Here is a 26,689-nt window from a genome sequence, read left to right on the forward strand (position 1 = left end):
CCTCCTGACGCAGACGGGGCACGAGGGGTTCCTCTCGACCTTGACCTTCTCAACAGTGTTCTCCCTGGCGTCTATCGAGTACAGGACCCCCGGCTCGGGCCTGTCGCCCGCCAGGTACCTTATAGCGAGGTTTGCGGCCATGGCGCCGACTATCGTGGTCACGGTGCCTATTGCAGGTATGACGTCGCATGAGGCCTGCTGCCCCTCCTGGCCCTCAGGGATGAGGCACCTGAGGCACGGCCCCCTGCCGGGCTCTATTAACATCACGGTGCCATACCAGGAGTTCACGCCAGCGTAGACCCACGGCTTGTTGTACTTCACCGCGGCCTCGTTTATCACGAACCTGGTGTCCATGTTGTCGGTGCCGTCAAGCACTATGTCAACGTCCTTAACTATGTCCTCTATGTTGTCCGAGTCAACGTCATCTATGTAAGCTTCAACCTTGACCGACCTGTCTATCCTCGCCACGCCTTCCCTGCAGGCTATAGCCTTGGGGACCCCCTGCTCGGCCTCCGCCTCGCCCACCATGTGAGTCCTGTGGAGGTTGGTGTAGTCCACCACGTCCCTGTCAACGACCCTCAGGAACCCTACCCCTGACCTGGCCAGCAGCTCGGCCTCGGTGGAGCCGAGCGCCCCGCAGCCTATTATGGCGGCCCTCGACTCCCTCAGCCTCTTGACCCCCTCCTGCCCTATCCCCTTTACCAGGGCCTCCCTTGAGAACCTGGAGAGGACCTCTGCAACGTCAGCTGAGGCCATAAAGCTCCCAGCTGGGCGTGGCCCAGCGAGTTTTTGAACGTTAGTAGGCCGCCCGACCAGCTCAGTCCTCGCGCGGCACGAACCTCAGGTCCAGGTTCTCCTCCTTGGCGAGCTTCTTGAGGCTCCTGACCTTCCTCGAGCTCAGGTTCGCCCTCCTGGGGAGCTTAACTATCAGGGCCCCGTCCCTGACCTCCGCCTCGGCGCCTGGGACTATCTTTGATACCTTGTCCTCTATGCTGAGCGATGACCTCCTCTGGCCCACGGGTATGACCATGACCTGCTCGCCGAAGGTGTACATCTCGTACTCCAGCTCGCCCGTCAGGAAGTCCCTGACCTCCACCACTGGCCTGGCGAGCTCCTCCTCCTTGAGGCCCGTCGGCAGCTTGACTGTTATGCCCAGCTCATACACCTTGCTGACCTGGCCGCTGTCTATGAATATTACTGTGTCGATGATGCTCGGTATCATGCCAAGCTCCACCCTGGTGGCCAGCCTCTGGACGGCGTCTATTGGCGTCGTGGCGTGAACCACGCCTATCATGCCTATGCCGGCCAGCCTGAGGTCCACGTAGAGCTTGAAGTCCTCGTCGTCCCTCATCTCGTCAAACACCGTGTAGTCGGGCCTCGAGAGCAGGAGTATGTCGTGGAGCTCCGTCATGTCCGCGTAGTTCTTGGAGTACTGCGTTATAGAGGGCGAGAGCCTCATGTCCCTCGGCGACTCTATGGTCTTTACCACCTTGCCCCTGCCGGCGTAGAACTCCGCCAGGGCCTGGGCAAACGTTGTCTTGCCGGCGCCGGGCGACCCAGCTATAAGTATGCCCTCAGCCCTCGAGAGGAGCCTGTCCATGAGCTTCTCAGGCAGGTTGTAGTCCTCAAGCTTGAGCTTCGCTATGGGCCTCACAGCTGTTATCTCCCACCCGTCGCTCAGTGGGGGCCTCGTTATGACGACCCTGTAGTCGCCCAGCTGAACTATGGTGGAGCCGCTCCTGTCTATCTCTACGAAGCCGTCAGCTGTAGTCAGCGCCCTCTCAATTATCTCCCTGGCCATCTCCTCAAGCTCTGGCCTCTCAAGCGGCCTGTCGGAGAGCTTCACGAAGAGCCAGCTCCCAGGCCTCCCCACCTTAGCCAGCGGGGCCGCCCCCTCCTTGAGGTGCACGCTCATCGTCTTCTCGTTGAAGTACTCCTCTATCCTGAGCTTGCCCTCCCTGGGCGTGCCGGTGTAGAGCACCTTGATGCCTATGAACTGGGCCGCCTGGGCCTGTATGGGGTCGCTTGTCACCAGGACGGCCCCGCGCCTCAGCGCGTAGTCCCTCACTGACAGCTTGAGCCTCTCGTAGCTCTCGCCCTCCACCTCAGCTGAGACCTCTATGGTCACTCCACTGGGAACTTCTTTGGCCAGCCTGTCGAGCTCCTGGAGTCCCGTGAAGCCCACGCTCCTGCCCGCCTTAGCCTCCGAGTAGAAGTAGTCGACCGCGCCCTTCGGTATAACCACCCTGCCCAGCACCTTGCCTGACTCCACGAGCTTCCTGAGGCTACCGTCAACTATGGAGTCCACATCTGCTACGTAGGTCGTCGGCTCACCGCTCAACCCATCTGGCCCCTTAGTCCACTGTAAGCATAAAGTCCAGCGATTTTAACCTCTCACGTGACTGAGGACCTCCTCAATGGGGAACCAGATCCGACACGCGTAATTACCCACGGAAAACCAAGGAAACGTGGATGAAAGATGACCCTCACGGTGCTGATTAACGCGGCGGCGGTCTACACGGGCAAGGAGATCATAAGGGACTCCTACGTCTACATAGAGGACGGCATAATAAGGGACGTGGGGCCTCAGCCCGCCCCCGATGACATACAGGACGCCACGCTGGTGATAGGCGGCGAGGGCAGGGTCGTCGTCCCCGGGCTCACCGCTGTGGCTGACGTGGCGGCTTACCCCATAAGATACACGAGGCCCTCCCTGGCGGCGAGGATAGAGCTCTACAGGAGGCTCAAGGACGAGGAGCTGTTCACAGCCTCCCTGCCGGGCGTCTACGAGCTCCACATGATGGGGGTGACCACAGCGCTGGTCGAGAGCCTCTCAAGCTCCCTAGCCCTTGACCTGGCACGCAGGATAGGGGGCTTCTACGGCGTCGCCAGGCCGTCGTGCACGGAGGCCTTCTCCATACAGCCCATACTGAGGGGGCTGGTGACCATAGGCAGCAAGGACTGTCCAGGGGGCCAGGTTGAGGACGGCGACAGGGGGCACCTGGTGCTGACCGGGAGAGGGGGCTACGGCCTCGAGGACCTTGACGACGTGCTCTCACTGAGCCAGTCCCTCAGGAAGCTGGCGGGGCTTGAGGAGACGCTCATAGAGCCCAACAGGCCCGCCGAGGTGGCAGTGTATGACGCCTCGAAGCCCCCGGCTATGCTGATATACAAGGCGGGCGAGGACGAGATAAGGAGGATCTACACGTCCCACGCCACGCTCGAGAGCCTCATAGCTGGCATGGACGTGCTCGTAGAGATGGGGGAGCACATGAGGATAGGCAGGAAGCACCTGAACGAGGCTGCCCAGCTCTACAGAAGGCTGGGCTACGCGTGATGGATGCACCCTTTTAATCTTAACTTCGCGGCCCTCCCAAGGGGCTGCTGGGGTGAGCCTAGAGGAAATCCTATACCTATCGCTGGCCGTGGGCTTCATGGTTGGCCTCGCCCTCGAGGGCAAAGGAGTCGGCCACCTAAAGGTCCTTGACACGACGTCAACCATATTCATACTGGCCCTCGTGTTCTCAATGGGTCTCGTGGTCGGCTCCGAGGTGCTCTCCATAGGGAGGAGCGCGGTAAGCATAACAGTCGCCTCCCTGCTGATAGCGGTCCTTCCAGGCATCCTGGGGGCCTACATAGCTGAGTGGGGGCTGAGGAGGCTTGAGGGAAGAGCTAAGGGCAGCGGCTAGGACCGCCTCCGCGTTTGTCATAGGCATAGCCCTGGGGGCATCGCTGAGGCCAAGGCCAGATGAAGTGCTGCCCTACGCTTACATCTTCCTGTATATAGTTGTCGCGACGGCCGGGGCCTACGTGGGCCTCTCTTGGAGGAGGCTCGCCAGGGCCGGCAGGAGGATACTCTCCGTGGGCCTCATGTTCACAGCCGCCGCGCTCGCGGGCGACGCCGCAGCAGGACTAGCCATTGCCGAGCTCCTGGGCCTCCCACTAAGGCTCACCGTGGCCGCCGCCCTTGGCTCGGGCTGGTACTCCTTCACGGGGCCGTTCCTGTCGCTCTTCAGCCCGTCCATGGGCGTCATAGGCTTCGTGGCAAACCAGCTCAGGGAGGACCTGACGCTCGCCCTCTTCCCCGCTATTGACAGGCTCATAGGGGAGGGCTCCGTCGTCATGGGGGGCGCCACGTCAATGGACACCACGCTTGGCGTCATAACCAGGTACGCCGGGCCCGAGACAGGCCTTGAAGGCCTTGTCCAGGGGGTGGTGCTTACCCTGCTAATTCCTATTATAGTGCCTGCCGTAGTCAGGCTATAGGTTCTCGCCCTGATATGAGCCCCTGTAGAGCGAGGAGGGCCTCGACTCGAGCCTTATAAACACCATCTGGGCCACCCTGGCCCCCTGCTCTATGACGGCCCCGTGAGGGTTTGCCACTATCATGAGGGCCTCCCCCCTGCCCGTGTACCCAGGGTCCCACACCGCGCACGAGACGGTGACCCCCATCCTCAGCAGCGTGCTCCTGGGGTAGCAGATGCCGACGGCGTCCGGGGGGACTGTGACAATGTCGAGGAACCTTATCTTGTAGGCGCCTGGCTGGAGCCTGTAAAGGCCTTCCGTTGGCTTCACAGGCCTGACGTCGGGGAGCCTCTTGGAGCTCGCCCTCAGCTCGCCCTCGTTCAGGAACTCCATGACCTCCCCCAGCCTTATGTCAACGCCCGCCGGTTGGACCTGCTCGTCCACGGAGTCCCTTATGTAAGACCTGGCCTTGTGGCCCGGGACAGCCAAGCCCTGCACCTGGGATAAATCAAGGGTAGAGGCCTAAAGAGGCGAGGGGCCTAAAAGGTCAGAAGGAGACGACCTCATAGCCTTCCTGTATCTTCTTAGCCGTGTGGACGCCTCCCATCACCGGCTCGACGCCGTCTATCAGCATGTCGGGCGTCAGCCCGAGCCCCTTGGCTGAGACGCTGCAGTAGGCCACGTCTATGCCGGCCTGCTTCATCTGCTCTATCTGCTTCCTCACCTCGTCGGCGTTGGCCGCGTTCTTCATCAGGTACTCAACACCCCTGCCGAGGAACATGAATGACGCCTCGGCGCCCGCGTTCTTCCTGGCGCCGAGGGCGAAGTTTATGGCCATGTTGACCCTGTTTATATCGTCCCTCCCAGCCGTGCAGATAACAAATATCTTTACCATGCGCGCCAACCCTTGGCCCTAGTGCCCTGTGGGATTAAATGCCTCAGCTGTGGTATACGAACGTGTACTTGACGTCGGCCGGCATACCCTCGGCTGAGCAGGTGCCTCCCTTGCACCTGACCGTGGCCCTGAAGCCGTCGTAGTAGGGGTACTCCGCCTCCGTCACCTTGAACGCGTGGAACTCCACTGGGCTGAAGTGACCGTCAGGCACGTGGTCTACCTCAACGCCCAGCAACGGTATCACCGAGCCCTCCCTGACCAGCAGCGGGAACCTGTCCAGCGAGTCATATGATATTGTCACCCACCTGCCGCCCTCGTACTCCCTGCCAGTGAAGTAGTCTATCCACCTCCCCTCCGGCAGGTAAACGCCCCTGCCCCTCTGGCCCTCCTCAACTATCGGGGCCACCAGCAGGCTCGAGCCCAGGTAGAACTCGTCATCTACGTCATACACGTTGGGGTCGTCGGGGTGCTCGAGCGGCAGCGGCCTCACGAGCGGCACCCTCTCCTCTATGGACCTCCACGACTCCGAGTAGAGGTAGGGCAGCAGCCTGTAGCGCAGCTTGAGCGCTGCGAGCGTCTCCCTGGGGGAGTACTTCCAGGGCTCCCTGTCAGTCACCCCGTGGGCCCTCACGTGACTTACCGTCACCCCGGCCTGGAGGAACCTGAGGTAGAGCTCGTCGCTCGGCCTCCCTATGAAGCCACCCACGTCGAAGGAGCCGAAGAAGGCGCCGCTGGCGTGGTATGAGAGCAGCCCCCTTATGGCCTGCCTGAGCCCCTCCCAGCTTGAGGGCACGTCGCCGCCCCAGTTCAGGGGGTAGGCCCAGACGCCCGTGCTGCCGGACCTGCCCCAGACTATGCCGTAGCCCTTGGCCTCCACCGTGGCCTCGTAGACTGCCTTCATGTAAAGGAGCGGGTAGTAGTTGTGGGCCTCCTCGCCGCTCATGCCGTTCCTGAAGTCCGCCTCCTCAGGTACGGCCTCGCCGTAGTCGGCCTTTATCACGTCCGCGTACGGAAGCACCAGGTCCTTGAGGGCCTCCTTGAAGGCCCTGAAGCCCTCTGGGTCCGTCAGGTCTACTATGCCTGCCCCCTCCCTCCTCTGGCAGTCAGCCGCCGGGGTCGCAAGGCCGCCCAGCTTTGACTTGACCATGTACTTCTCAAGCCTGGCCCACAGCCTGGTCCCGGGCTCTATGTAAGGGTTCATCCAGAGCGACAGCCTGAAGCCCATCCTGTGCAGCTCGTCCACCAGCCCCTTGGGGTCGGGGAAGGCCGAGGTGTCCCACTCAAGGTCTATCGTGTCGCACCTGTACTTCCTCCAGTTGCCCTCCCACGGCGGGTCTATGTGGATGACGTCGGCTGGGTAGCCCCTGCTCCTCAGCTCCCTGGCGACGCTAAGGACCTCGTCCTGGCTGTAGTAGGCGCACTTGCTCTGCCAGAAGCCGTAGCTCCACTTGGGCGGAGGCGCCCTGGGGGTCCCGGTAAGCCTGTAGAGCTCCGCCAGTATCTCCTTTGGGCTCCCCAGGAAGAGGTAGAGGTCCAGGGGGCCCCTGACCATGATGAGGAGCCTGTCGTATGAGCTCTTGCCGAGGTCGAAGTAAACCGGGGAGTAGGTGTTTACCAGGAGCCCCCAGCCCCTCGGAGACCATATGAAGGGCACGGGCACGTAGGTGGCGTAGTTGGGCGTCGAGGGCGCGTCGGCTGCCCAAGTTATGAACTCGCCTCCCCTCTTGTTTATGTGCCCGAAGTGCTCCCCAAGGCCGTACAGCGGCTCGCCGGGCCTGAGGGAGATGGCGAAGGAGCTGCAGACCCTGCCGTCGGCGCAGGTCACCTTGCCGGTGACTATGGTGCGGTAGTTGAGCCAGCTCTCCGTGGGCTTCACGTCCACAAAGAGCGGGTCGACCCACGTCCTGTTGGCGCCGCGAGCCAGCCTGTCGTCAGGCTCCCACTCCTCAAAGATTGTCACGCCTCCGCGCGTCACCTTAATGTGAGGCAGCAGCTGCACCCTGTAGTCCCCTGCGACGAGCTCGGGCGACCCCAGCTGCTGGGCCTTGAAGTCCTTGGCCCCAGGCTCGGCTATCCTTATGGTCCTCCCGCTGACCTGGGAGACGCATATCCTGCCGGAGTCGCTCGCTATGCAGCTGTCCACGAAGGCCCTGTTGGAAGAGGGGAGAAAGCTTACCGCCCTGAACCTGCTCTCATCAAACTTAAACGTGGGCAAGCTGAGCCCCTGCAGGGGGCGCAGCTAAAAAAGCGAATAAAAGGACCTGTGTTTTAGGGGCCCCTGAGCGACTGTATCAGGGCCTCGAGGTCCTTGGTCCTGCGCGCGCTGAAAAGCGCGAACACGTAAAGGACCGCCGCCACCACAGCCGTGCTCACGTCGTCAAGCGGGTAGCCTATGGGCGCTTTGGACCCGAAGGGGCCCAGGGTGCCGTAGAACACTAGCACCAGGCCGACGAAGAGGGCCGCTATAACCCACCAGCCGGAGTTTATCTCCTGCCTCAGCTCATCGTTGCCCTGAGAGTAAACCACCAGCGTGAAGCCTACCGTTGTGAGCAGGTTGATCAGCACGAAGGCCCAGAAGTCGACCTGGTACGACTGCCTGAGCGCGAGGGGCCCGTAGCCTATTGAGGCCCATGGCAGCACTATGCCCCTGTATATGAGTATGTGGTGAGCGCCAGCACGACCCAGTAGGCCACGCCGAGGGCGACTCCCAGGGACCTGCTGACCCTGTACCAGCGCGGCGCCACGTAGATGTAGAAGATCGGCAGGCCCGCGAGCACGAGCGGCACCGCTATCCACATGGTGCTGAACCCGGCCCAGTAGACTATCATGTAGGCCGCTATGAATGCTACGCCTCCCATGACCGTCGGGCCCCAGAGCCTGAACGGCCTCCTTATCTCAGGAGCGTGCTTCCTGAGCGCTGGGACCGCCACCCCGCCTATGGTGTAGGTGAACACCGTGGCAAACACGGTCAGGCTGGCTATGTAGGCCCACGAGGGGAACGGCAGCAGGTAGAGGGCCCCTATAAGCCATGATATGAGCAGCCCCACCCAGGGCACCCTGTGCCTGTTGAGCTTCATGAAGCTCTCCGGTATGCTGCCGTTCGTAGACATGCCGTAGAGCACCCTTGACACGGTGCCTATGTATATCAGGCCAGTGCCTATGGGGACCACTATGGCGCCCACCATGACGCCCCAGCTCCACCACCTCAGGGCCGAGGAGCTCGAGAGCCTGGCCACCTCAAAGAACGGGGCAGCTGATATGGGCGTGGCGGAGAGGCCCGTCCAGTTGCCGGGCCTGAGGCCGAGGGCCTGCCACGGTATTGACCCCGTGAAGGAGACCTGCAGGAGCACGTAGACTACTATGCCCATTACGAAGCCGAGTATTGTGCCGAGGGGCACGTCCCTCTGCGGGTTCCTGGCCTCCCCAGCAAAGTCAAGGCCATGCCTGAAGCCAAGGTATGAGAACACTATGCCGGTGGTGGATATGGACATTATGATAGGGGCCGTGCCGTAGGGCACAAAGGACGGGGTGCTGAAGTTCCTTGGGTGCAGCGCGAGGCCCAGGAGGAGCAGCACCGTGACTATGGGCACCACGAACTTTATGTACGTAAGGAACGTGTTGGTTGAGCCCATTATGTTAACTCCATAGTAGTTTATCAGAAAGAACGCCGTAAGCAGAGCGAACGCTATGGCAACGCCAGGGGCCGTGAGCACCGTGACGCTCCCCAGGGGCGTCGTCTTGGTGGTGTAGAGCCACGGGAAGAATATGGCGAGGTATGTGACTACCGCTATCGCCTCGGCCGGGGCCACGCTCAGGGAGGCCACGAGATAGGACCACGAGAGCGTGAAGGACGCGAAGCTGCCGTGCGTGTACTGGGGGTACCTCACTATTGAGCCTGACTTCGGTATCGCCGCCGAGAGCTCAGCGAAGGCGAGGGCCACGAAGAGCATGAGCACCCCGGCGACTATCCACGAGATGAACGCCGCCGGACCCACCGCCATTGCCGTGTAGTAGGAGGGGTCGGACTTTCACTGAGGCTTCATGAACTTGTATTCAACCTCTCGTCCTCATACCCCCTGTCCGCTCCCCGCGCCTAGGTTAGGGAGCGTGGGCTCCCGGCCACGACGCGGGGAGCTTCATCGGGCGCCCTCCTCCACCTCGCGACTGCTCATCGACTTCACGGTGGCGCCCTCCAGCGGAATACAGGAGAGGAAATGCTTATAAGTTTTTCTGCTACTTATAACATATGGAGCGGATAAGGTATGGAGCAGATAGTCTTCAGGGGGGTCATATCCTCGGCTGGGAGCGACAAGTACGGCGAGAGGAGGTATGCGATATACATCCCCAAGGACGTGAAGGAAAAGGCAGAGGATCGCTGGCAAGGAGGTGATCGTAATTGTTATCCTGCCAGACGACGAGGAGTAAGCTGGTAGGCTCCAGGGAGGCGCTTGAGAACTTCCAGTTCGTAACGATAAACGGCAGGGTTGAGTTTGAGGACGTCGGAAGGGTCTCGCTGATCGCATATTACTACTCGAAGGCAGTGAAGGCTGGGGTTAACCTGGCTCTGAGAGGAGTTTCTCTAAACGAGGCCGTTAAGGAGCTGTATAAGGTTATACCTTACGCCTCTTACGCAGAAACTGCCTACAAGCAGGCCTTAGCCCTTGTCGAGAATGGCGGAAGAAAGGTTGAGATTAAGAGGAGGTGGGTTGCCTGCAGGGGGAATAAAAGCGACGAGGGCAACAGGGGGATAAAGTTCCACGTTCTGGAGGATCACGTGGAGGTCAGGGTCAGAGACCCGTGGAGCGGGGAGTGGGTTCACGGCAGGGCCTACTTCGGTAAGGAGTACTTACCTTTGCTCCGCGAGCTTGAGGACCTGGCAAAAAGGAGGGAGGAGGGCTACGGCGCTGTGATCTCCTTTAAGGGGAGGCCGACGATTCACCTTCAAGTGCCGCTCTGGCTGTACCTGAAGCACCTCTCCTCGCCGAAGCCCGCAGGCTACGGTTTGATTGCTGGCCTCGACCTGAACAGCGACAGGCTTAACGTCGTCGCGATTAATAAGGATGGTGAAATCGCCGCCTTTAAAACGTGGTGGTACTCCGAGGCGGTCTCCCACGGCTTCCCTGAGGAGAGGGCGAAGGCCCTTAGGCTGAACGCGATGTCCCGGGCCTTGGCGTTCCTGGCCAGGATAGGCGTTGACTACGTCACTTTCGAGGACTTATTCTTAGTGAAGGGGAGGAGGTTCACAGGGAGCAGGAGCGCCAACAGGAAGATAACGCGCTTCGCCAAGAGGCAGATGCTAACCCACGGCGTCATTAAGGCGCTCAGGCTGGGGTTTAACGTTATCCTGGTCGACCCGAAGGCTACTACTAACTCAGAGGATCATAATAGGGTGATGAGAGAAAAAGGATTTGACAGACATACGGCCTCGGCTTACTTAATAGCATTAAAAGGGTTAGGGACGATAAATGATGTCAAATAGTACGAACTTCACGGTTTACCGGAAACTGCTGACAACGGCGAAGAGCCACCCGCTTCCCACCAGGGCGCCGAAGACCAGCGCAGTTATGTCCATGAACGAAAGGGACCTCCTGAGCTGCCTGTCTGTGCTCTCGGCCCTCTGAATTCTCTCCTCGCTACTCATACGCTAAAACACCAGTGTGGGTCCCACTAAATAATCTTTAAAAACATCACGGCATGTACCTTACGTGTTTATGAAACGAGTTCTTAGCGATAGCGTCTATCCCGTAGAAGGTAAATGCCTAGTATAACACCACTTAGACAGCGTTTAGGCCCAGGGCCTTAGCCGTGGAGAGGCCAACGTAGAAGTACGTGCACTTGAGCCAGGCGAGCGTCGCCCTGATGTTAGCCTTAAGCGTCCCCCCGATCCTGGGGCTCCGCCTCCTTGGGGGCGGCCTGTAGAGCACCTCGCAGACCTTAGTCCCCCTGAGCCTCGAGGCTGCCAGGAGCTCGCAGCCGAAGGTCTCCCCAAGCTTAAGGTTATAGTCCGCCAGGAGGGACCTCCTGAAGACCCTGAAGTTGGAGAAGAGGTCCCTGACGCCCAGGAGCCTTCCGAGGGTGGCTGAGGCCATCACCTCGGCTGGCCTCGGAAGCCAGGTCCTCGACGCCACCACCACGTCGCACCCCATGTCCTCCGCGGCCCTAACGAGGGCCGGCACGAGCTCGGGCGGGTTCTCGAGGTCAGCGTCTATAGTCACAACCAGGTTCCCTGAGGCCTCCTTTATGCCCTCTAGGAGGCTCGCGGTCTGGCCCACGTTATTCATAACTATGACCCTGTCGAAGTACTTGGCGGCCACCGCGGCGGTGCCGTCGGGCGAGCTGTCGTCAACCAGTATGATCTCGTGGTCGTAGCCCTTCAGCGCGGCCCTGAGCCTCTCGGCGAGCTTTGGGACGTTCTCCGCCTCGTTGTATGCAGCTGTAACCACTGAGATCAAGGCTCTTCCGTATTACTTTCACGCAGTTTCAGGGAATAATAGCCGTACCCGGAGGGGAGTCCCTTTATTAGGTATTACTGTAACGTTATTACCACGAGCATAACTGGTGAGCAGCACGCCGTCTGTCTCAGAGATAGTAGGTGAGCTCGCAAGGGATCTGCTGAACCCGGGCAGCAGCTCCAGGAGGAGCGGCAGGTCGTCACTTAGCCTCTCTGAGATCCTTGAGGCGTCAGGCGACGAGGACAGGGGGCCTGTGGACATGTTCGAGAGGGCCTCGAGGCCCCTCCTGCCCAGGAGGGTGCCGGGCTACTCGAAGGACATGGTGCACGTAGGCGTTGACACCAGCACCAGGCTCCTGGCCACGCCTTACGCCGACATACTCGTCTCCGCCCTCTCGGTGTCGGGCCCGGGCCCCGTGGAGCTGTGCGACTACCCGTCGCTCTACGGCGAGCCCATGAGCTGCGGCCCCTCGCCCCCGCCTTTCATATATGTAGTGCCCCACGGGGCCGTTGAGCTCCCTGAGCAGGAGGGCGTGGCCTCAGTGATGGCGAGCCCCTCGGACCTGTCCCAGTCGTTTATATCTAAGCTCGCTGACTACGCCAGGCTCTCGCTCGAGAGGTGGGCCATGGAGGTCCCGGTTGAGCAGATAGCCAGGGCGTTCGCCGAGGCCGGCAGGAGGCCCGTGGTCATGCTCGACGGGCCCATATTCATAAGCCAGGGCAAGGGCGTCGGCAACCTCATGGTTCAGAGGTACGAGGCTGTTAAGCAGCTGGAGTCCGCCGGCGTCCCTGTGATAGGGGTCGTTAAGAGGGTTGAGAGGAGCTTCATACTCTCCTCGTCGCCGTCGTACTCAAGGCTCCTGGAGGGCTGCGGCCTCTCTGCGCCCGGCGAGACGGACTCAATGATACTGCAGAGGCTGACCTCGCTGGGGTGCGTGGACGAGGTGCCAGGCAGGGTATATGTTACCCCAAAGATAATAGTTAAGGGCGGCGACGGCATAGAGAAGATAGTGGAGTACGTAATTATGATGCCCAGCGCGTGGCAGAAGCTCGGCGTCAGGTCCAAGGTCTTCAGGCTGGAGTACACCGAGGAGACCCTTAACATGCTTGAGGAGTTCAATGTGGACCCACTCCAGGCGTTCCTTGGGGACTCCCTGGCCAGGGAGAGCCTTGAGCCCGTGAGCGTCTCCATGAGCGACAGGAGGGCCAAGGCCCTGACCTCCTCCTTAAGAGCGCTGTTGGCTAAGGAGGTCGTGGGGCTGGGCGGCAGGCTGGGCTACGAGAGCGAGGTCGAGCTCAGGGGGCTGGCGGGGGAGGGTGAGGAGTAATTGGCTGACAAGGAGGGGCTTCAGCTCGACAAGCTCAAGGCAGTAGAGAGCGAGGTGGACAGGCTAGACCAGATGCTGAGGGCCGCCTATGAGAAGGCCAACAAGGTCGGCAAGCTGGTGGGCAGGGTCTCGAGGTTCAACGAGGTGAAGGTGGGCGAGGGCTCCAGGATAGAGTTCGTCATAGACCCGTCGACCTACTACAGGGAGAGGGAGGCGCCCTTCCAGAGGGTCGGCGACTACCTGGTAATAGTTGACCCCAAGGACCTGAGGCTCGTCCTTGTGAGGGTCACGTCCATAAACAGGAGGGACGAGCTCGCCATGATGGGCCTCCAGCCCCCGGTGAGCCCCATAGTTAACAGCGTCGAGCCCAGGGGGCTCATAACAGACGCCATAATAGAGGGGGAGCTGGTCCTGGAGAAGGGCGACGGTGACCCGTCCCCGAGGCCCGCGGTCAAGAGCATAGAGCCCCAGGCCCCCGTCGTGGTACCGTCACCCCAGACCCTCAGGGAGCTCCTGGACCTGCCCCCGGAGGGCGTGGTCCTCGGCAGCCTTGCCACGCCGGGGGGCCTCATAGATGGCGGCAGAATACCGGTTAAGCTGCCGGTCCAGACGTTCCTTCACCACATACTGATAGTGGGCACCACCGGGGCCGGAAAGACTACCCTGCTTAAGAACATGATAGCCGCCGCCTACAGCAGCTCAAGGAGGGGTTTCACGGCAATAATAGTTGACCTTAATGACGACTTCGTCCAGCTGCCCATGAAGCCCCAGAGGCCCCCGGAGCCCCGGGAGGTCTACGAGAACGCCTACTCCAACGTGTCGCCGCCCCCCGGAGTAATGGTGGTCCTGCCCATAACTGCCCAGGTCCTCGGCGAGATCTGGACTTCGAGGGAGGGAGGCAACTACGTTGACGTCCTCAGGGAGCTTGGCAAGGAGTACGTCAGGGACGTCATAGCCCCCCTGCTCGAGAGCGAGGTTGAGGCCGACCTGAAGCACAAGGTGTCGGACTCCACAGGCCTGACGTACCTTGAGGCGCAGAGGCTCCCGTTCAGGCTGGCCCTGGTGCCGTACTTCATCGACACCAGCAGGAGCACCACGGACTCTCTCGTCAGCCTCATGCCAGGCATGAGCGAGCTGGCAAGGAGCATGCTGGCCTCGATAAGGAGGAAGTTCAAGGCCAAGTTCAAGTTCAACCCGCCCATGGAGATCCTGCAGGCGGCGCTGCTGGTCGCCCTGATGAAGCTCAGGAAGGGCCCATCCGACGAGGAGGCCATGAAGATGGCCTGGGAGCTCATGAGCAACTACGTGGCCAACAGGAGGGAGTCCCAGGAGGCCGCAAGTCCTGAGGACATACCGCTCCTGAGGCTCGTGGGCTACGACGAGAGGGGGAGGGCCAGCGCCGTCAAGCTTGACGAGGCCGTGGACTTCACTGCTAAGGTGATACTGTCCCTCATGCCGCACAGGAGCACGGTTGAGGCCCTGTTCAGGAGGGTCTCGGCCCTCCTGGACACGGGGTTCGTCGACGTCATGATAGTCTCGGACAAGGGCCTTGAGGTCCTCAGGGAGCCCAGCTGGGAGAGCATCGTGAGGGAGGCCAACCTGCTGCAGGTGCCCGTGGTGCTCGACCTCAGGAAGGGCCTCGAGAGCTCCCAGGGGGGCCCCGAGGCCCTGAGGGTGCTCACGTACAGGATGCTTGAGAGGATCATAGCGTGGAAGCACGAGGCCTGGAGGAGGAGGGAGAGGGACTCGCCCGAGGTAGTCATCTTCATAGATGAGGCCCACCAGTTCTTCCCAAGCGAGGGGAGGTCCAAGGAGGAGGCGGAGGAGGTAAGCGAGATCTCAGCAATGATATCCAGGATAGCCAGGCTAGGGAGGTCAAGGGGCATAGGGCTTGTCTTCAGCACGCACAGCCCCAAGGACCTTAACAGCATAGTGATACAGCTCACTAACACCAAGGTGCTGCTCAGGAGCGAGGAGTCCCAGGTCGAGTCGCTGTCGCTCCCCCAGGAGGTGAGGCAGTACCTGCCGAGGCTCCAGGACAGGTACATGGCCGTCGTAAGCTATGCCTTCAGGGAGGGCTACGTGTTCGCCCAGACCACCACGCCGCTGACAATGCACTATGACATATCAGCCTAGCGTTGTCAGCTGGCGACTTATCGAGAAACCATAAAGAAACGCATTGAGGAGCGGCGGGCGAAAGGGGATGAAGAGGGCTAACGTCGTTAAACTCGTTGTGGCCAAGACCTCCAGGGTACTAAAAGGACAAAAATGGGAAGTATAAGCCGATTGTCATCATCAGGAACGACCGTTACGAGGCAGGCTAAGGTAAGAGGATTATCTACTGAAGGACTTCAAGCTGACCTTAAAGTTCAAGGGAAAACTTAAGTGGCGCGGGGAAGCGATTTAGACTGACTGGAGGTAGTTTATAACTAGGTTAGGAGGGGTTGATATGCCCACGTCCCAGTTGAGGTCGAAAATATCACCTGAAAACAAGAGTAATTTAGGAGCCTCCATTGATTTGGGAATAATTAACTTGGCCACTGTGTACGTCGAGGACGGTGACATTGTGGAGAGGCAGCCGCTGCCCACGCTGAGCAACAACGGGTGAAGAGGCTTGGAGGACGCCCTCGCCCAGAAGCTGATAAACGTAGTCTCAATGAACGAGGAGCTGCTAGAGATGGCAGTGGCCTACGCGGACGCGGACGCCTTCAACCAGTTCTACGAGGCCGTGAAGAGCGCCTTCGCTGAGGACGGCCTTGAGGTGATCAAGTATATGAGCCTCAGCGACGTGGACGAGACTGGCACGATGTACCTCTCCACAGTGGCCGTGAACGACGTTAAGGACGGGGTTTCCTACGTCGTCTTCGGCAAAGTCAAGGTAGAAGTGATGATAAGGACTATCTACAGGTACGTGGGGTTTGAGGTTGACACTACAGTGCTTCTGGACGACAGGAGGGCCCCGCTGGCGAACGCTGTGATGAGGTATGCGGCCCAGAACATCAAGGACGGCGAGCTGTTTGATGCCATTGAGAGGGTCGCCGTGGAGCTCTCCAGGGCTGAGGTTCATGGCAGGGTCAGCGAGTTCATAAAGGAGCTCGACAGGAGAGCGAGGGCGCACGATACCACTGCCGCAGTAGTCAGGTCGATACTCAGCAACTACAATGCCAGCGCGTGACGGATATGAATTGCAAGCCTCGCCCCTTCCAGGGCGGGAGAAGGTCAGATATCAGCTTAGCGGCGCTGAGCCCAGCCTTTATTACCCTGGCAGGCCTTAGCCAGGCGGTGGAAGCGCTTGTCCCACGTGTTCACCAGGACGGGCGACGAGGGCACAACATACTGCAGCCTCCTCAACGAGAGGGTCCCAAAGGACCACGTCCTCGTGGAGCTAATGGGCTCCCTGGACGAGGCCAACAGCTTCGTTGGGCTAGCCAGGTCGCTGGTCCCCAGCTACATGACTGACGTGCTGGCCGACCTGGAGTACATACAGAGGCTCATCTTCAGGGTCGGCTACACGGCTTCAGGGAAGGCCTCGGTGACGGAGGACGACCTGAGGAGGCTTGAGGACATGGCAGACAACTACTACGGCAGGCACCCTCTCAAGAACTTCGTGTTGCCCGCGGGCCCCAGCCCCGCGGCGGCGCTGCACGTCGCCAGGGCTGTGATCAGGAGGGCTGAGAGGGTCATGGTAAGGGCCTCCAGGGAGTACAAGATAGACCCCCTCGCGCTGAAGATAGTCAACAGGCTGAGCAGCGCCCTGTTCGCGCTGGCAGTCTACGTGGCCACCAACATGGGCTACCCCGAGGAGCCCGTGTAGGAGGTGTAGCCCTTGAGCGAGGTCCCCGGGCTCCTGAAATCAATAGACGAGGCCCTCGTCACGGACGACGGCCTTGGAGTTAGGTACGTGGTCGGAGGGCAGGCCATCGAGCAGGGCAGGAGGGTCTGGGTCGAGACGCCGCTGGGCCTCAGGTACTACATAACCGTCCCTCCCGATCCCTCGCCGGCCTTCAGGCTCAGGTACGACTCCCTCTCGCTTATGTCGCCCTCTGACAGGGTTGAGTCGCTCCTCGAGGCCTCGGACGCCATAGATGACTATAAGGACGCGATTATAAAGGTCATCTCAATGGAGACGGGCAAGAAGCTCTCCGAGGCCAGGGACGAGGTAGAGGCATCTCAGGCCATACTTTCACAGGCCCAGGAGCTCGCCAGCGCCAGGGGAGGCTCGCTCACGGGCAGGCTTCACTTCGACATGAGCGGCGAGTGGACCTCGACCACGGTTCACTCCAGGGAGGGCGTCGGCCTGGTCCTGCCCCCCTTCACGTCGCCCTTCTTCGGCGCCATAGCGGGCGCTGCCTCGCTCCTTGCCAACGGCATGCCCGCGGTGGTCAAGTCCCCCTGGGGGGCCTCCGCCTCGACGGCCGCGGCAGTAGCGATACTTAGGGGCACTGACCTTGGGGACTTCGTGTCCCTTGTAAACGTGAACGGCTACGGCAGACTGGCGGAGCAGGAGGTCGCGGCGACGGTGCTCTTTGGCAGGGAGTTCACCAGGCTTTCGGTTAGCAGGACGTTCAGCAACGTGGTAGCTAACTGCTCGGGGAGGGCCGCGCTGCTCCTGTGCGGTGAGCCCAACGACGTGGAGTCCCTGGCGAGGCAGGTCGTCGACTCCGCGGTCTCCAACGCTGGGCAGGCCTGCGGCTCGGTGAGGTGGGTGCTGGCCTCAAGGCGCCTTGGTGAGGAGCTCCTTGACTCTATGGAGGACTACATATCGCAGCTCAGCGTCGGAAGCCCGCTGGAGGGCAAGGACGTGGGGCCGCTGAGGACGAGGGGGCTCGTGGACAGGGCAGTGAAGCTCATAAACGACGCCACCTCCAAGGGCGCGTCGCTCTCCGGCGAAGTTAACGTTAACGGCAACTACGTCTCGCCGCTGATAATAAGCGACGTGCCCAGGAGCGCGGAGCTCCTCTGGACCGACGTCCAGGCGCCTATAGTTTCCGTGTCACTCTACGACGACTGCTCAGAGGCCTCGCAGGTCGCCGCCATGATTGAGGACAGCACCGCCGTGCTAGTCTACGGCAGCGTGAGCGCCGCCCTGCAGCTCTCCAGGTTAAGGCGGGGAGTAATAATAAGGGGAAGGGACGACTCCTTCGAGGCCCTGAGGGCACTATGCCACGTCGTCGGCGACCCTGTTAAATACTTTGGAGAGGGGCCCGAGGTGCCCACGACCAGGACTTCGTTACTCCTCCTCTGACGAGCCCTCCTCCTCTTCTCCTCCCTCCTCTTCTTCCTCGCCCTCCTCGGCAGCTTCCTCCGACTCGGCCGCCTCCTCCTTAGCCTCTTCCTTCTTCTTAGACCTCCCGCTCGTCCTCTCCTCCTCGCCAGCGGCCTCGCCGGTGTACGGCGCCAGCACGTACCTAACTGAGAAGCTGGGCGAGTCCAGCCTAAGCTCAAGCGGGTTGTCGGTCTTGAACATGACCTCCACCTGCTCGGCGACCTTGGCCAGCGACAGCACCTTGTCCAGGTAGCTGTAGTCATAAACGGCCTTGGCGATCTCCTTGACCTCAAGCGATATCAACGAGCCGGAGCCGCTGAGGAACTTCGCCTCGGCGCGCCTGTCCCCGCTGGCCCTCACGGCAAAGTAAGTGTCCGTGGCCTCGAGCTCCACGGCGTTTCCAAACTCGCCGGCGTCCTCGACAGCCCTCCTGAAGGGGTCAGCCATTATCTTTATGTCGGCGTCGTGCTCCAGCTTCATCTCAGGCACCTCGCTGGCCACCTCTATGTTCGGGAGCAGGTAGACCCTCCTGGCCTGGCCCTCGACCTTTATGAGCACCTGGGACTGGGAGACCCTGAACTCAACGCTGTTGCCCTTCTTGGTGTCGACCAGTGCCTTGGACAGTGAGGCCAGGTTGGCCCCCATGGTGACGGAGTCCTGTGAGAGCTCGTACTCGAGGAAGCTCGAGTAAGGTATCGTGACCTCCACGTAGGCAACCTTAGCTGGGTCCAGCCCGGAGACCTTGACCCCGTCCTTAGTTATTGTGAACGCCGCCTCCTCGATAATGTCTGACAGTGAGTCTATTATCGACCTGAACATCTTGGCGTCAGGGTACCTGAACCTGGCCACTGCGTTGCCGAACTGCGCCTCAAGCTCGCTCAAGCCCTGTCCCCTGTTGTAGATAGCTATTACAGCTTATAAGCGGACAGTCCCAGCGTTCTTGGGGCCCCGCTTGTCAAAGGTCACAGCCTACGCGGAGCTGATGAGGCCTGTCAACGGCGTCATGATGGGGATCATAGTGATAGTCGGGGCCTTCGTAGCCGGCCGCGGCAGGCTCCCGTCCATAGCCACGATTGTCATGGGGTTCCTGGTGGCCTACACACTGACGTCGTCAGCCATGATACTCAACGACATAGTTGACGTCAAGATTGACATGGTTAACTCGCCCAGGAGGCCCATACCTTCAGGCAGGGTGAGCGTGGCTGAGGCCAAGGCCCTCTTTTGGCTGACGTCCGCGGTAGGCCTCATCATTTCAGCAGTTATGGGCCTGCCAGAGCTTGCCGTGGCGGCAGTGTCCTACGTTGACGCAGTGCTTTACGACACGGTAACGAAGAGGACGGGCCTCCTGGGCAACTTCATGGTCGCCTTCACTGGGGTCTCGCCGCTGCTCTACGGCGCCCTCATGGGGGGCGGGGTCAGTATGGCCATAGTGCTCGAGACGCTCATGATATTCCTCTCCATGGTGGGGAGGGAGATAGCTAAGGGCATCGCTGACGTCGAGGGCGACAGGCTCCACGGGGTTAGGACGCTGGCGGTGGTGCACGGCCCCGCAAAGGCCTCCCTGGCCTCCATGGCCTTCTACCTGGCTGCAATAGCCCTCAGCCCGCTGCCGCCGCTCCTTGGAATAGCCAACCCGCTCTACTACGGCGTTCCAATAGCGGCTGTGGACCTAGTGTTCATCTATGAGTCTCTAAAGCTGGTGAGGTCGCCCACCAAGGACGTCGCCACCAGGGTCAAGGACGTGGAGCTCTACGTGGTCCCCCTGGCCCTCCTGGGCTTCGCCCTCGGCGCGCTTGGATGACGTTACCAGTTTAACTATTTACAAAAACTTTAAAGAGTTAGTTTACACATTATAGCCTCCCTGGACCAAGCTATGGCGCACGTAATACCTCTGTACGCCCTCGTGCTCATAGGAGTGGCCGTTGGCGCCCTCACGGGGATAACTGGCTCCAGCGGCGTCCTTATAGTGGTTCCAGCCCTCTCCTACCTGGGCCTTAGCTTTAAGGACTCCATAGGCTCAAGCCTCCTGGTCGACGTCATAACTACCACCTCGGTAATATACGTTTACTTCACGCACAGGAACGTCGACGTTAAGAGGGCCGTGCTCATAGGACTCGGGGCCGTCCTTGGGGCCCAGGTGGGCTCGGCCATAGCCTTCAGGGCCACCGTCAGGGCCCTTGAGATAGCATTCTCCACCTTCACCGCATACATGGCCTACGTGTCATTTAAGAGGTCTAAGAGCCCGTCGCTGAACTTGAGAAGCCTGGGACTGGGCAGGGTCGCCTACGTCCTCGCGCCTGCCCTCAGCTTCGTGGTGGGCCTGGTGACGGGCACCCTTGGGGCCAGCGGGGGATAATGTTCATAGCTATAATGATGCTCCTCTTCTCAATGGAGGTCAAGAGGATTATAGGAACCGCCACCTTGGCCATGTTCATGTCCGCGGCCTCGGGGGCCGAGGCCTACATAGCTGACGGCATGTCGGACGTCATGGCGTCGGTAATAATAGGCGTCGTTGCGATGCTATCCGGCATATACTTCGCCAGGCTGGCCAACAGGATGAGGTCGTCAACCATATACAAGTTCCTCGGTAGCGTGTTCGTGCTGACTACCGTAAGCGAGCTGGTTAAAATTATTTGAAACCATTATAGGCAGTCAAGTTGCGCTTGTAATTTATAAGCGCGGCCTCCGAAGCAGAGCTGAAAGGCGAGGGTTTTGGAAGACCTTGAGCTGATCGCCGAGCTGCCGCCCAAGAGGTCCCTTGACAAGATGGCAAGGGTGGCTTCAAGGCTCCTTGAACTTGCGGACTCCCTTGACGTGCCCGACGCCCCTCTCGGCGCGCCGGCCCCCTCGTCGCCTGTCATGGCCGCGGCCATCAGGTCGGCCCTGGGCGGCAGGGCGGACTTGATAGCTCACCTTAGGCTCCTCGACGTCAGCCCCCTTGGCGTGGTCAACATAGCCATGTCAATGGAGGCCGCTGGCGTCTCGAGGCTCCTCCTCCTCAGGGGGGACAGGCCCGCCCTCGGCGACCCGTGCAACACGGACCCCGAGGCCATGGCAGCCGTGATAAGGTCCCTTGGGATAAGGGTGAGGGTCGGCCACCTCCTGAGCCTCGCCAAGCCTATGGACCAGGTCCTCAGGAGGGCCTCCTCGGGCGCCGACTTCTACGTGATAACGAGGCCCTGGCGCTCCGGCCTCGTGAGCGAGGTGGCTAGGGAGGTTCACCTCAGGGGCTCCAAGCTCTACGTGTACCTGGTGCTGCTCACTGAAGCCAATGCAGATGCGCTCAGATCCATCCCCAGGGAGGAGCTCGTTACCATGAGCGAGGTCAGGGAGGCCATAGAGAGGCTCAGGGGCGTGGTGGACGGGGTCATAGTTTCCTCCCCCAGGGACCTCGAGTCCCAGCTCAGCGCCCTCAGGGAGGCCAGGGCGGCGCTTTAGAGGAGCAGGAATAGGGAGGCCGCTGACGCCCTGGCTATCGCCGTGTACAGCATCAGCTGCCTGAGGCACTCGTAGCCCTCTATCGCCTTAAGGTACTCGAAGGCCCAGCCGCCCAGCTCGCCCCCTATCAGGGCCCCTACGCCCATGACAACGCTGTAAGTGCCTATGGCGGCCCTCTTGTCCTCCGCCTTATCGACCAGGTATGAGAAGTAGGCCACGTTATTTATTGAGTTGGCCAGCCCCGCCAGGAGCTGGGATGCGTATATGCCGTAAATGTTGGGTGACACGGCGTAGGCCAGCGCGAAGAAGGTGTTGGTGAACCTGCCCAGGAACAGGGAGAGCTTCATCCTCCTAGCTATGAAGCCCCCTATGAACCTCTGGACGACAACCGTTGAGGAGGTGGCTATGACGTTTATTATGGCCACCTGCTCGGTCGTCATCTTAAACACGTATATCTGCGAGAGGGGGAAGAGGGGCCAGGCGAAGGACCACACAATCATGTAGGCAAAGTTAAACGCCAGGAACTTCTCAAGTCCCTTGGCGGAGAGCCTGAGGGACCTTCGTCCCTGGGGCTCGTCGTAGGGCAGGTCAAACACTATGAAGGTGGAAATGGTCGTCACCACGGCTGATGCGACGAAGATGTACTTAGCCAGCTCCACGTTAGTGGCCATGTACAGGCCTCCGGCCACTATGACAGGAAGCGAGCCCAGGGCCGAGTAGAAGGCCATCCTGGACAAAACTATGCTCCTGCTCCCCCTGCTGTAGTACTCGCTCAGGAGGGAGAGGCCCATGGAGCTTACGCCCGAGCCCGCCATAATCACGGCAACCAGAATGGTGTATATTATGTGGCTGTTCAGGAAGAACAGCATAAGGAAGAGGCCGAGGCCCCTCACCAGGTTTCCCTCGAGCACCAGGAGCCTTGCCCTGCTCCTGGTGACTGACGAGAAGTACTGCGCCATGTTGGTGAAGAAGGTGCCCGCGGTTGAGACTATGCCAAGGGTATAGCCCGAGAGCCCCAGGGAGGCCCCTATAAACGAGAGGTAAGACGAGTAGGCGCTGCTGGTCATGCCGTTTACCAGGTTGTAAAGCGATATCCTCCTCACTCCGCGCGATCTTTCTGGGTCGTCCGGCCGTCCTTTCATTGCTAGCCCCAGCCGCTGGGAATCCCTTTTGCCTAGCGCAATAAATAGCGCCAACAGCCGAGGACCTATGGCCCTATTAATGCCCCACGCTGAGGGGGAGCTGGGTGGTAAGGTTGCCCAGGGTTGAAGGTGTCGTTGTGCCCCTCATAACGCCCTTCACCGCTGACCTCAAGGTTGACTATGACGCCTTCGAGTGGCACGTTAAGAGGCTCGTGGAGAGCGGCGTCAACGGCCTCTTCCCGAACTCCACCACGGGCGAGTTCGTCCACGTGACCTTTGACGAGGCCCTCAGGCTGGTCAAGACTGCAGTCAACGTCGCCCCCTCAGGGATAATGGTGCTCCCGGGCGTCAGCTCCCTGAGGACCGAGGACTCGGTCAGGATGGCAAAGGAGTTCGTTAACGTCGGCGCAGACGGCGTTGTTATTCTGCCCCCCTTCTTCTACAGGTCCTCCGACGAGGTAATGTACAGGCACTTCTCCGCGGTGGCCAGGAGCGTTGACGTGCCCGTGATAATATACAACAACCCGCTGAACACCGGGGTTGTCGTGCCCGTCAGCATCTACGTGAGGCTGGCCAAGGAGTTCAGCAACGTGTCGGCGGCCAAGGTCACTTTCGCGGACTTCTCGTACCTGGTGGAGCTGATAAGGGAGGTCAAGGCGGTGAGGAAGGACTTCAGCGTGCTGACAGGCCTCGACCACATGCTGCTCCCGACCCTCTTTGCGGGAGGCGACGGCGTTGTCCCAGGGCTCGGCAACATAATGCCTGAGCCCTACGTGAGCCTCGTAAGGGCCTTCGAGTCAAGGGACTGGGGGCTCACGGAGAAGTTTAACAGCGTTATACTTCAACTGAGCAGGCTGTACTGGATGAGCGGGCAGGGGGTCGAGTCGCCGGCTGCAATAAAGGCCGTGTTGGAGGCCATGGGGACCCCGGTGAAGAGGTTCGTGAGGGAGCCCCTCAGGCCGCTCAGCGACGATGAGGTGAGGGACGCCATAAAAATAGTTGATGAGGTCAGGAGGGAGCTAGGCTGAGCCGAGTATTCTGATGGCCCCGAGCACCATGCCGACGCCGGCCACGAGCGCGAGGACCCCGTAGGCGAAGTAGACCAAGGGCACGTCCTGGACCCTGAGGACTCCGTTGTGATAGAATAGCACAGTTACATTATAGAGCTTGTAGATGGCCGTCGAGTACGGGGTGCCGTTGGCGTAGACGTAGGTCAAGTTAGCGAAGAGAAGGTTTCCAGTGCTCAGGTCATAGTAGGACGTTATGGACCCCCTCAGGTTGCCGTTAGTTATGTTGGTCACGTTCAGCTGGGCCGCGGCGTAGGGGACCCCGTTAAGGTAGTAGACAAGGTGCGGCAGCCGCTCCAGCTCAGTCTCATTAAGCACAAAGGGCTGAGCAGACTCCAGGACCTCCGTGGGCTGAAGCTCTAGGCTCTGCAGCGATGCCGCTATTGCAGGAGATCCGCCCGTGCGGACTACGTAGACCCCCATAACCATGAACGGGGGCTGCGTCTGGTTGAACCTTACCATTATCAGGGCCCACCCAGTGCTGTTCCCCTGGTAAAGCCTTGCAGTCACGTTGTAGAATAGGGCCTCATAGGTTGGGTTCTCAGGCAGCGACGAGCCCCTGAGAGGGTAATATATAGTGAGCTGGCTCATCGCGAGGCCCAGGTAGAGGCCCAGCGCGATAACCCCTATTATTATGAGGGCCACGCCCTCAATAGCAGCCTGCCTGTCCAATCGCTACCCCCTCTGAGCCCTGGCATCGCAAGGTTAAAGTGAGTTCAAGGCCTAACGTCAATTACCCTCGCCCCCTCGGCGGGGGTCACCACCCAGTGCTGAGGCCTGTGCGGAAACCTCCTGACGTACTCCTCCTCGGCCTCCCTGCCGAGCTGCTCCCCCTTGCCCCTGTCAACCAACGCTATGGCGGCGCCCCCGAAGCCGGCGCCCGTCAGCCTTGCCCCGTAGGCCCCGTGGGAGGTGGCGAACTCCACGAAGAAGTCAAGCTCAGGCACGCTGACCTCGTAGTTCCTCGCGAGGTCCCAGTGCGCCTCCGTCAGTATTTTGCCCGCGGTCACCACGTCGCCGCTCCTCAGGGCGTCCCTCACGGCAAGGACCCTGGAGTTCTCCCTTATGACGTAGCCGAGCCTCTTCCTCTGCAGCTCATTAAGCCTTGAAAGCTGCTCCTCCCTGACGTACTTTGACGAGCTCACCCCGAGGGCCCTGAGGGCGGACTTAACGACCTTGACCCTATCTGAGTACTCGGTGCCTGCCACCGCCCTCCTTATGCCGGTGTGGAACACCAGGAACTCCACGTCCTCAGGTACTGGAACGTACTCGTAGTTGAGGGTCTCAGTGTCAGTGAACACGGCCCTGCCCTCCTTGCCCATCACGGCGGCGAACTGGTCCAGGATGCCGCTCGGTATCCCAAGGAACTCGTTCTCCGCCGTGACCCCCAGGCGGGCCAGATCAAGCCTCGAGAGGCCCAGCCTCGCCAGCTCGTTCTGGGCGACGGCTATGGCCATCTCCAGGCTCGCCGAGGAGCTGAGGCCGGAGCTCATGGGCAGGTCCCCGCTGAGCCTGCCGCTGACGTGCATGTACCTGAGCCCCCTGCTCCTTATTGCATAGTAGACCCCCTTGACGTAGTCAATCCACTTGCCCTCCCTGACGAGCTCGTCGCCGAAGCAGAGCTCCTCCTTCATTGCCTCCGAGAATATGCAAGTCCTCCCGTCCAGGGACGGCTCAGCGGTGAAGGTGGTGCCCAGCTGAATGGCCATGGGCATGACGTAGCCCAGGGCATAGTCCGTGTGCTCGCCAATTATGTTAACCCTGCCGGGCGACCTGACCGTTATCATGTTAAGCCTCCCGGGCCCCTGTGGGCGCCCCACCTAAATAATGCCTGGCCCCGCGCCGCACGTTCCAAGGAGGCCGAGCCTGGACTTCACGGACTCGCAGGCCTTCCTCAGAAGCCCAGCGTTCTCCTCCGGCACGCCGTCATAGGTGAAGTCCCAGGTGGACATCTCTATGCCGGCCGCGTACTTCAGCTTGTCCCTGTCCCTGAGCAGCGGGTATATCTCAAGGTGCATGTGAAGGAAGGGCCACCTTCCCCTGAGGGGGGCCTGGAACAGGTTGAAGGTGTAGGGCATCTGTCTTGAGAACAGGGCGTTAAGGGCCCCCAGCGAGGCCCTAAGGGCGTCCGCCATGTACTTCAGCTCCTCGTCGCCCAGCTCAGTTATGTACTGGACGTGCCTGAGGGGGTAGACGTGGAGCTCGAAGGGCCACGAAGCGTAGTAGGGCAGGAAGGCTACAAAGCTGCCATTTGAGTAGACCACCCTCTCCTTGTCCTCAAGCTCCCTCCTCACTATGTCGCAGAAGGCGCACCTGCCGAACCTCCTGTAGTACCTCCTGGCGTTGTCTGCTATGAGCCTCGGCCTGAGCGGGAAGAAAGGCATGGCGTAGTACTGCCCGTGGGGGTGAGTGAGCGAGACCCCTACCTCCTCGCCCTTGTTCCTGAATATGGCCAGGTACACTATCCTCCTGTCCGACATCTCCTTGGCGGTCACCTGCTGCCATAGCTTCAGCACCTTGACCACGTGGTCAAGGCCCAGCTCGTCCAGGTCCTTAACGTTGTGCTCTGGCGTCTCAACTATCACGCCACAGTCTCCGTAGGCCTGGGCCCTCCTGAGTATGTCGCCGCCCATCACGGGCTCGGCCTCCTTTGAGAGCACAGCAAACCTGTTGGGGAGCACCAGGGCGTCCCAGCCGTAGCCCGTCTCCTCGGCCCCTGGGCAGAACGGGCAGTACCCCTGGGGCCTCCACCTCCTCTGGGCCCTCTCGCTTGAAACCATTATCCACTGGCCGGTGAGCGGGTTGTACCTCAGCTCCCTCAAGTTGCCCGCCGGGGACAGCGGGTTCCCTTGGAAAT

Annotated in this window: 27 protein-coding genes and 2 pseudogenes; 15 read left to right on the forward strand and 14 right to left on the reverse strand. The window is 60.6% G+C overall.

What is annotated here, in order from left to right; translation table 11 throughout:
- Both ACP5H1_RS05600 and ACP5H1_RS05605 read right to left on the reverse strand, forming a co-directional pair.
- Positions 1 to 756, reverse strand: a 756-nt coding sequence (locus tag ACP5H1_RS05600; RefSeq protein ID WP_427972747.1) for a HesA/MoeB/ThiF family protein, incomplete at its 3' end; no start/stop codon positions are given.
- 61 nt (positions 757 to 817) lie between these two features.
- On the reverse strand, positions 818 to 2,341 hold the full coding sequence (locus ACP5H1_RS05605; protein WP_427972750.1) for a PINc/VapC family ATPase: 1,524 nt from the start codon (positions 2,339 to 2,341) through the stop codon (positions 818 to 820).
- A 138-nt stretch (positions 2,342 to 2,479) separates the two neighbouring features.
- Between ACP5H1_RS05605 and ACP5H1_RS05610 the strand changes: the two genes are divergently transcribed.
- The 3 genes from ACP5H1_RS05610 to ACP5H1_RS05620 are packed head-to-tail and all read left to right on the forward strand — an operon-like array spanning position 2,480 to position 4,266.
- A complete protein-coding gene (locus ACP5H1_RS05610; protein ID WP_427972752.1) occupies positions 2,480 to 3,337 on the forward strand; it encodes a hypothetical protein in 858 nt (285 codons plus the stop codon).
- 52 nt (positions 3,338 to 3,389) lie between these two features.
- A complete protein-coding gene (locus tag ACP5H1_RS05615) occupies positions 3,390 to 3,689 on the forward strand; it encodes a hypothetical protein (protein WP_427972755.1) in 300 nt (99 codons plus the stop codon).
- Positions 3,661 to 4,266: a lysine exporter LysO family protein gene (locus ACP5H1_RS05620; protein WP_427972758.1), complete on the forward strand. Its 606-nt coding sequence runs from the start codon at positions 3,661 to 3,663 to the stop codon at positions 4,264 to 4,266. The genes ACP5H1_RS05615 and ACP5H1_RS05620 overlap by 29 nt, the downstream gene beginning before the upstream one ends.
- Here ACP5H1_RS05620 and ACP5H1_RS05625 read toward each other — a convergent pair.
- Genes ACP5H1_RS05625 through ACP5H1_RS05645 form a run of 5 tightly spaced genes read right to left on the reverse strand, consistent with a single transcriptional unit; the run spans position 4,261 to position 9,141 of the window.
- Positions 4,261 to 4,743, reverse strand: a complete 483-nt coding sequence (locus ACP5H1_RS05625) for a deoxyuridine 5'-triphosphate nucleotidohydrolase (RefSeq protein WP_427972760.1) — start codon at positions 4,741 to 4,743, stop codon at positions 4,261 to 4,263. The two genes, ACP5H1_RS05620 and ACP5H1_RS05625, sit on opposite strands and share 6 nt — an antisense overlap.
- A 49-nt stretch (positions 4,744 to 4,792) precedes the next feature.
- A complete protein-coding gene (locus ACP5H1_RS05630) occupies positions 4,793 to 5,140 on the reverse strand; it encodes a DsrE family protein (RefSeq protein ID WP_427972763.1) in 348 nt (115 codons plus the stop codon).
- 43 nt (positions 5,141 to 5,183) lie between these two features.
- Positions 5,184 to 7,355, reverse strand: coding sequence for a glycoside hydrolase family 31 protein (locus ACP5H1_RS05635; RefSeq protein WP_427972766.1), 2,172 nt, complete (start codon positions 7,353 to 7,355; stop codon positions 5,184 to 5,186).
- A gap of 53 nt (positions 7,356 to 7,408) precedes the next feature.
- The gene (locus ACP5H1_RS05640; RefSeq protein ID WP_427972769.1) at positions 7,409 to 7,780 is read right to left on the reverse strand and encodes a hypothetical protein; all 372 of its coding nucleotides are present in this window, start codon (positions 7,778 to 7,780) and stop codon (positions 7,409 to 7,411) included.
- On the reverse strand, positions 7,780 to 9,141 hold the full coding sequence (locus tag ACP5H1_RS05645) for an APC family permease (protein WP_427972772.1): 1,362 nt from the start codon (positions 9,139 to 9,141) through the stop codon (positions 7,780 to 7,782). The genes ACP5H1_RS05640 and ACP5H1_RS05645 overlap by 1 nt, the downstream gene beginning before the upstream one ends.
- A gap of 261 nt (positions 9,142 to 9,402) precedes the next feature.
- Between ACP5H1_RS05645 and ACP5H1_RS05650 the strand changes: the two genes are divergently transcribed.
- Positions 9,403 to 9,573 (forward strand): hypothetical protein, encoded by a 171-nt coding sequence (locus tag ACP5H1_RS05650; RefSeq protein ID WP_427972839.1) that lies wholly within the window; start codon positions 9,403 to 9,405, stop codon positions 9,571 to 9,573.
- The gene (locus ACP5H1_RS05655) at positions 9,537 to 10,619 is read left to right on the forward strand and encodes a hypothetical protein (RefSeq protein WP_427972774.1); all 1,083 of its coding nucleotides are present in this window, start codon (positions 9,537 to 9,539) and stop codon (positions 10,617 to 10,619) included. Before ACP5H1_RS05650 ends, ACP5H1_RS05655 begins: the two co-directional genes overlap by 37 nt.
- Before the next feature lie 15 nt (positions 10,620 to 10,634).
- Here the strand turns inward: ACP5H1_RS05655 and ACP5H1_RS05660 are convergent, their stop codons facing one another.
- Together ACP5H1_RS05660 and ACP5H1_RS05665 are read right to left on the reverse strand one after the other, a co-directional pair.
- A complete protein-coding gene (locus ACP5H1_RS05660; RefSeq protein WP_427972775.1) occupies positions 10,635 to 10,781 on the reverse strand; it encodes a hypothetical protein in 147 nt (48 codons plus the stop codon).
- A gap of 133 nt (positions 10,782 to 10,914) precedes the next feature.
- A complete protein-coding gene (locus ACP5H1_RS05665; RefSeq protein ID WP_427972829.1) occupies positions 10,915 to 11,583 on the reverse strand; it encodes a glycosyltransferase in 669 nt (222 codons plus the stop codon).
- 115 nt (positions 11,584 to 11,698) lie between these two features.
- On the opposite strand from ACP5H1_RS05665, the gene ACP5H1_RS05670 reads away from it, so the two are divergent.
- The 6 genes and pseudogenes from ACP5H1_RS05670 (at position 11,699) to ACP5H1_RS05695 (ending at position 18,164) form a co-directional block, all read left to right on the forward strand.
- Positions 11,699 to 12,919, forward strand: coding sequence for a DNA double-strand break repair nuclease NurA (locus ACP5H1_RS05670; protein ID WP_427972777.1), 1,221 nt, complete (start codon positions 11,699 to 11,701; stop codon positions 12,917 to 12,919).
- A complete protein-coding gene (locus ACP5H1_RS05675) occupies positions 12,920 to 15,055 on the forward strand; it encodes an ATP-binding protein (protein WP_427972780.1) in 2,136 nt (711 codons plus the stop codon).
- A 101-nt stretch (positions 15,056 to 15,156) separates the two neighbouring features.
- Positions 15,157 to 15,479, forward strand: a pseudogene (locus ACP5H1_RS05680) (RNA-guided endonuclease TnpB family protein); the annotation flags it as partial.
- A 54-nt stretch (positions 15,480 to 15,533) separates the two neighbouring features.
- Positions 15,534 to 16,094 (forward strand): hypothetical protein, encoded by a 561-nt coding sequence (locus ACP5H1_RS05685; protein ID WP_427972782.1) that lies wholly within the window; start codon positions 15,534 to 15,536, stop codon positions 16,092 to 16,094.
- A gap of 126 nt (positions 16,095 to 16,220) precedes the next feature.
- On the forward strand, positions 16,221 to 16,733 hold the full coding sequence (locus ACP5H1_RS05690; RefSeq protein ID WP_427972831.1) for a cob(I)yrinic acid a,c-diamide adenosyltransferase: 513 nt from the start codon (positions 16,221 to 16,223) through the stop codon (positions 16,731 to 16,733).
- Between the two features lie 12 nt (positions 16,734 to 16,745).
- Positions 16,746 to 18,164, forward strand: coding sequence for an aldehyde dehydrogenase family protein (locus ACP5H1_RS05695; protein ID WP_427972785.1), 1,419 nt, complete (start codon positions 16,746 to 16,748; stop codon positions 18,162 to 18,164).
- On the opposite strand, the gene ACP5H1_RS05700 is transcribed toward ACP5H1_RS05695, so the two are convergent.
- On the reverse strand, positions 18,150 to 19,067 hold the full coding sequence (locus ACP5H1_RS05700) for a hypothetical protein (RefSeq protein ID WP_427972788.1): 918 nt from the start codon (positions 19,065 to 19,067) through the stop codon (positions 18,150 to 18,152). The genes ACP5H1_RS05695 and ACP5H1_RS05700 overlap by 15 nt on opposite strands.
- Positions 19,068 to 19,137: 70 nt before the next feature.
- Here ACP5H1_RS05700 and ACP5H1_RS05705 point away from each other — a divergent pair, with 70 nt between their 5' ends.
- The 3 genes and pseudogenes from ACP5H1_RS05705 to ACP5H1_RS05715 all read left to right on the forward strand — a co-directional run bounded on the left by ACP5H1_RS05705 (position 19,138) and on the right by ACP5H1_RS05715 (position 21,623).
- Entirely contained in the window at positions 19,138 to 19,986 is an 849-nt protein-coding gene (locus ACP5H1_RS05705; protein WP_427972791.1) for a geranylgeranylglycerol-phosphate geranylgeranyltransferase, read from the forward strand.
- A 72-nt stretch (positions 19,987 to 20,058) separates the two neighbouring features.
- Positions 20,059 to 20,822, forward strand: a pseudogene (locus tag ACP5H1_RS05710) (sulfite exporter TauE/SafE family protein).
- Between the two features lie 75 nt (positions 20,823 to 20,897).
- Positions 20,898 to 21,623: a hypothetical protein gene (locus tag ACP5H1_RS05715; RefSeq protein WP_427972793.1), complete on the forward strand. Its 726-nt coding sequence runs from the start codon at positions 20,898 to 20,900 to the stop codon at positions 21,621 to 21,623.
- On the opposite strand, the gene ACP5H1_RS05720 is transcribed toward ACP5H1_RS05715, so the two are convergent.
- A complete protein-coding gene (locus ACP5H1_RS05720) occupies positions 21,620 to 22,765 on the reverse strand; it encodes an MFS transporter (protein WP_427972796.1) in 1,146 nt (381 codons plus the stop codon). The genes ACP5H1_RS05715 and ACP5H1_RS05720 overlap by 4 nt on opposite strands.
- A 104-nt stretch (positions 22,766 to 22,869) precedes the next feature.
- Here ACP5H1_RS05720 and ACP5H1_RS05725 point away from each other — a divergent pair, with 104 nt between their 5' ends.
- Positions 22,870 to 23,793, forward strand: a complete 924-nt coding sequence (locus ACP5H1_RS05725) for a dihydrodipicolinate synthase family protein (protein ID WP_427972798.1) — start codon at positions 22,870 to 22,872, stop codon at positions 23,791 to 23,793.
- Here ACP5H1_RS05725 and ACP5H1_RS05730 read toward each other — a convergent pair.
- Genes ACP5H1_RS05730 through galT form a run of 3 tightly spaced genes read right to left on the reverse strand, consistent with a single transcriptional unit; the run spans position 23,785 to position 26,654 of the window.
- On the reverse strand, positions 23,785 to 24,504 hold the full coding sequence (locus ACP5H1_RS05730; protein ID WP_427972800.1) for a hypothetical protein: 720 nt from the start codon (positions 24,502 to 24,504) through the stop codon (positions 23,785 to 23,787). The genes ACP5H1_RS05725 and ACP5H1_RS05730 overlap by 9 nt on opposite strands.
- Positions 24,505 to 24,548: 44 nt before the next feature.
- On the reverse strand, positions 24,549 to 25,619 hold the full coding sequence (locus ACP5H1_RS05735) for a galactokinase (RefSeq protein ID WP_427972834.1): 1,071 nt from the start codon (positions 25,617 to 25,619) through the stop codon (positions 24,549 to 24,551).
- A 33-nt stretch (positions 25,620 to 25,652) separates the two neighbouring features.
- The gene (gene galT / locus ACP5H1_RS05740; protein ID WP_427972803.1) at positions 25,653 to 26,654 is read right to left on the reverse strand and encodes a galactose-1-phosphate uridylyltransferase; all 1,002 of its coding nucleotides are present in this window, start codon (positions 26,652 to 26,654) and stop codon (positions 25,653 to 25,655) included.
- Positions 26,655 to 26,689: the final 35 nt, after the last annotated feature.

Origin of the sequence: Acidilobus sp. (genome assembly GCF_049973875.1) — an archaeon.
Classification (GTDB): Archaea; Thermoproteota; Thermoprotei_A; order Sulfolobales; family Acidilobaceae; genus Acidilobus.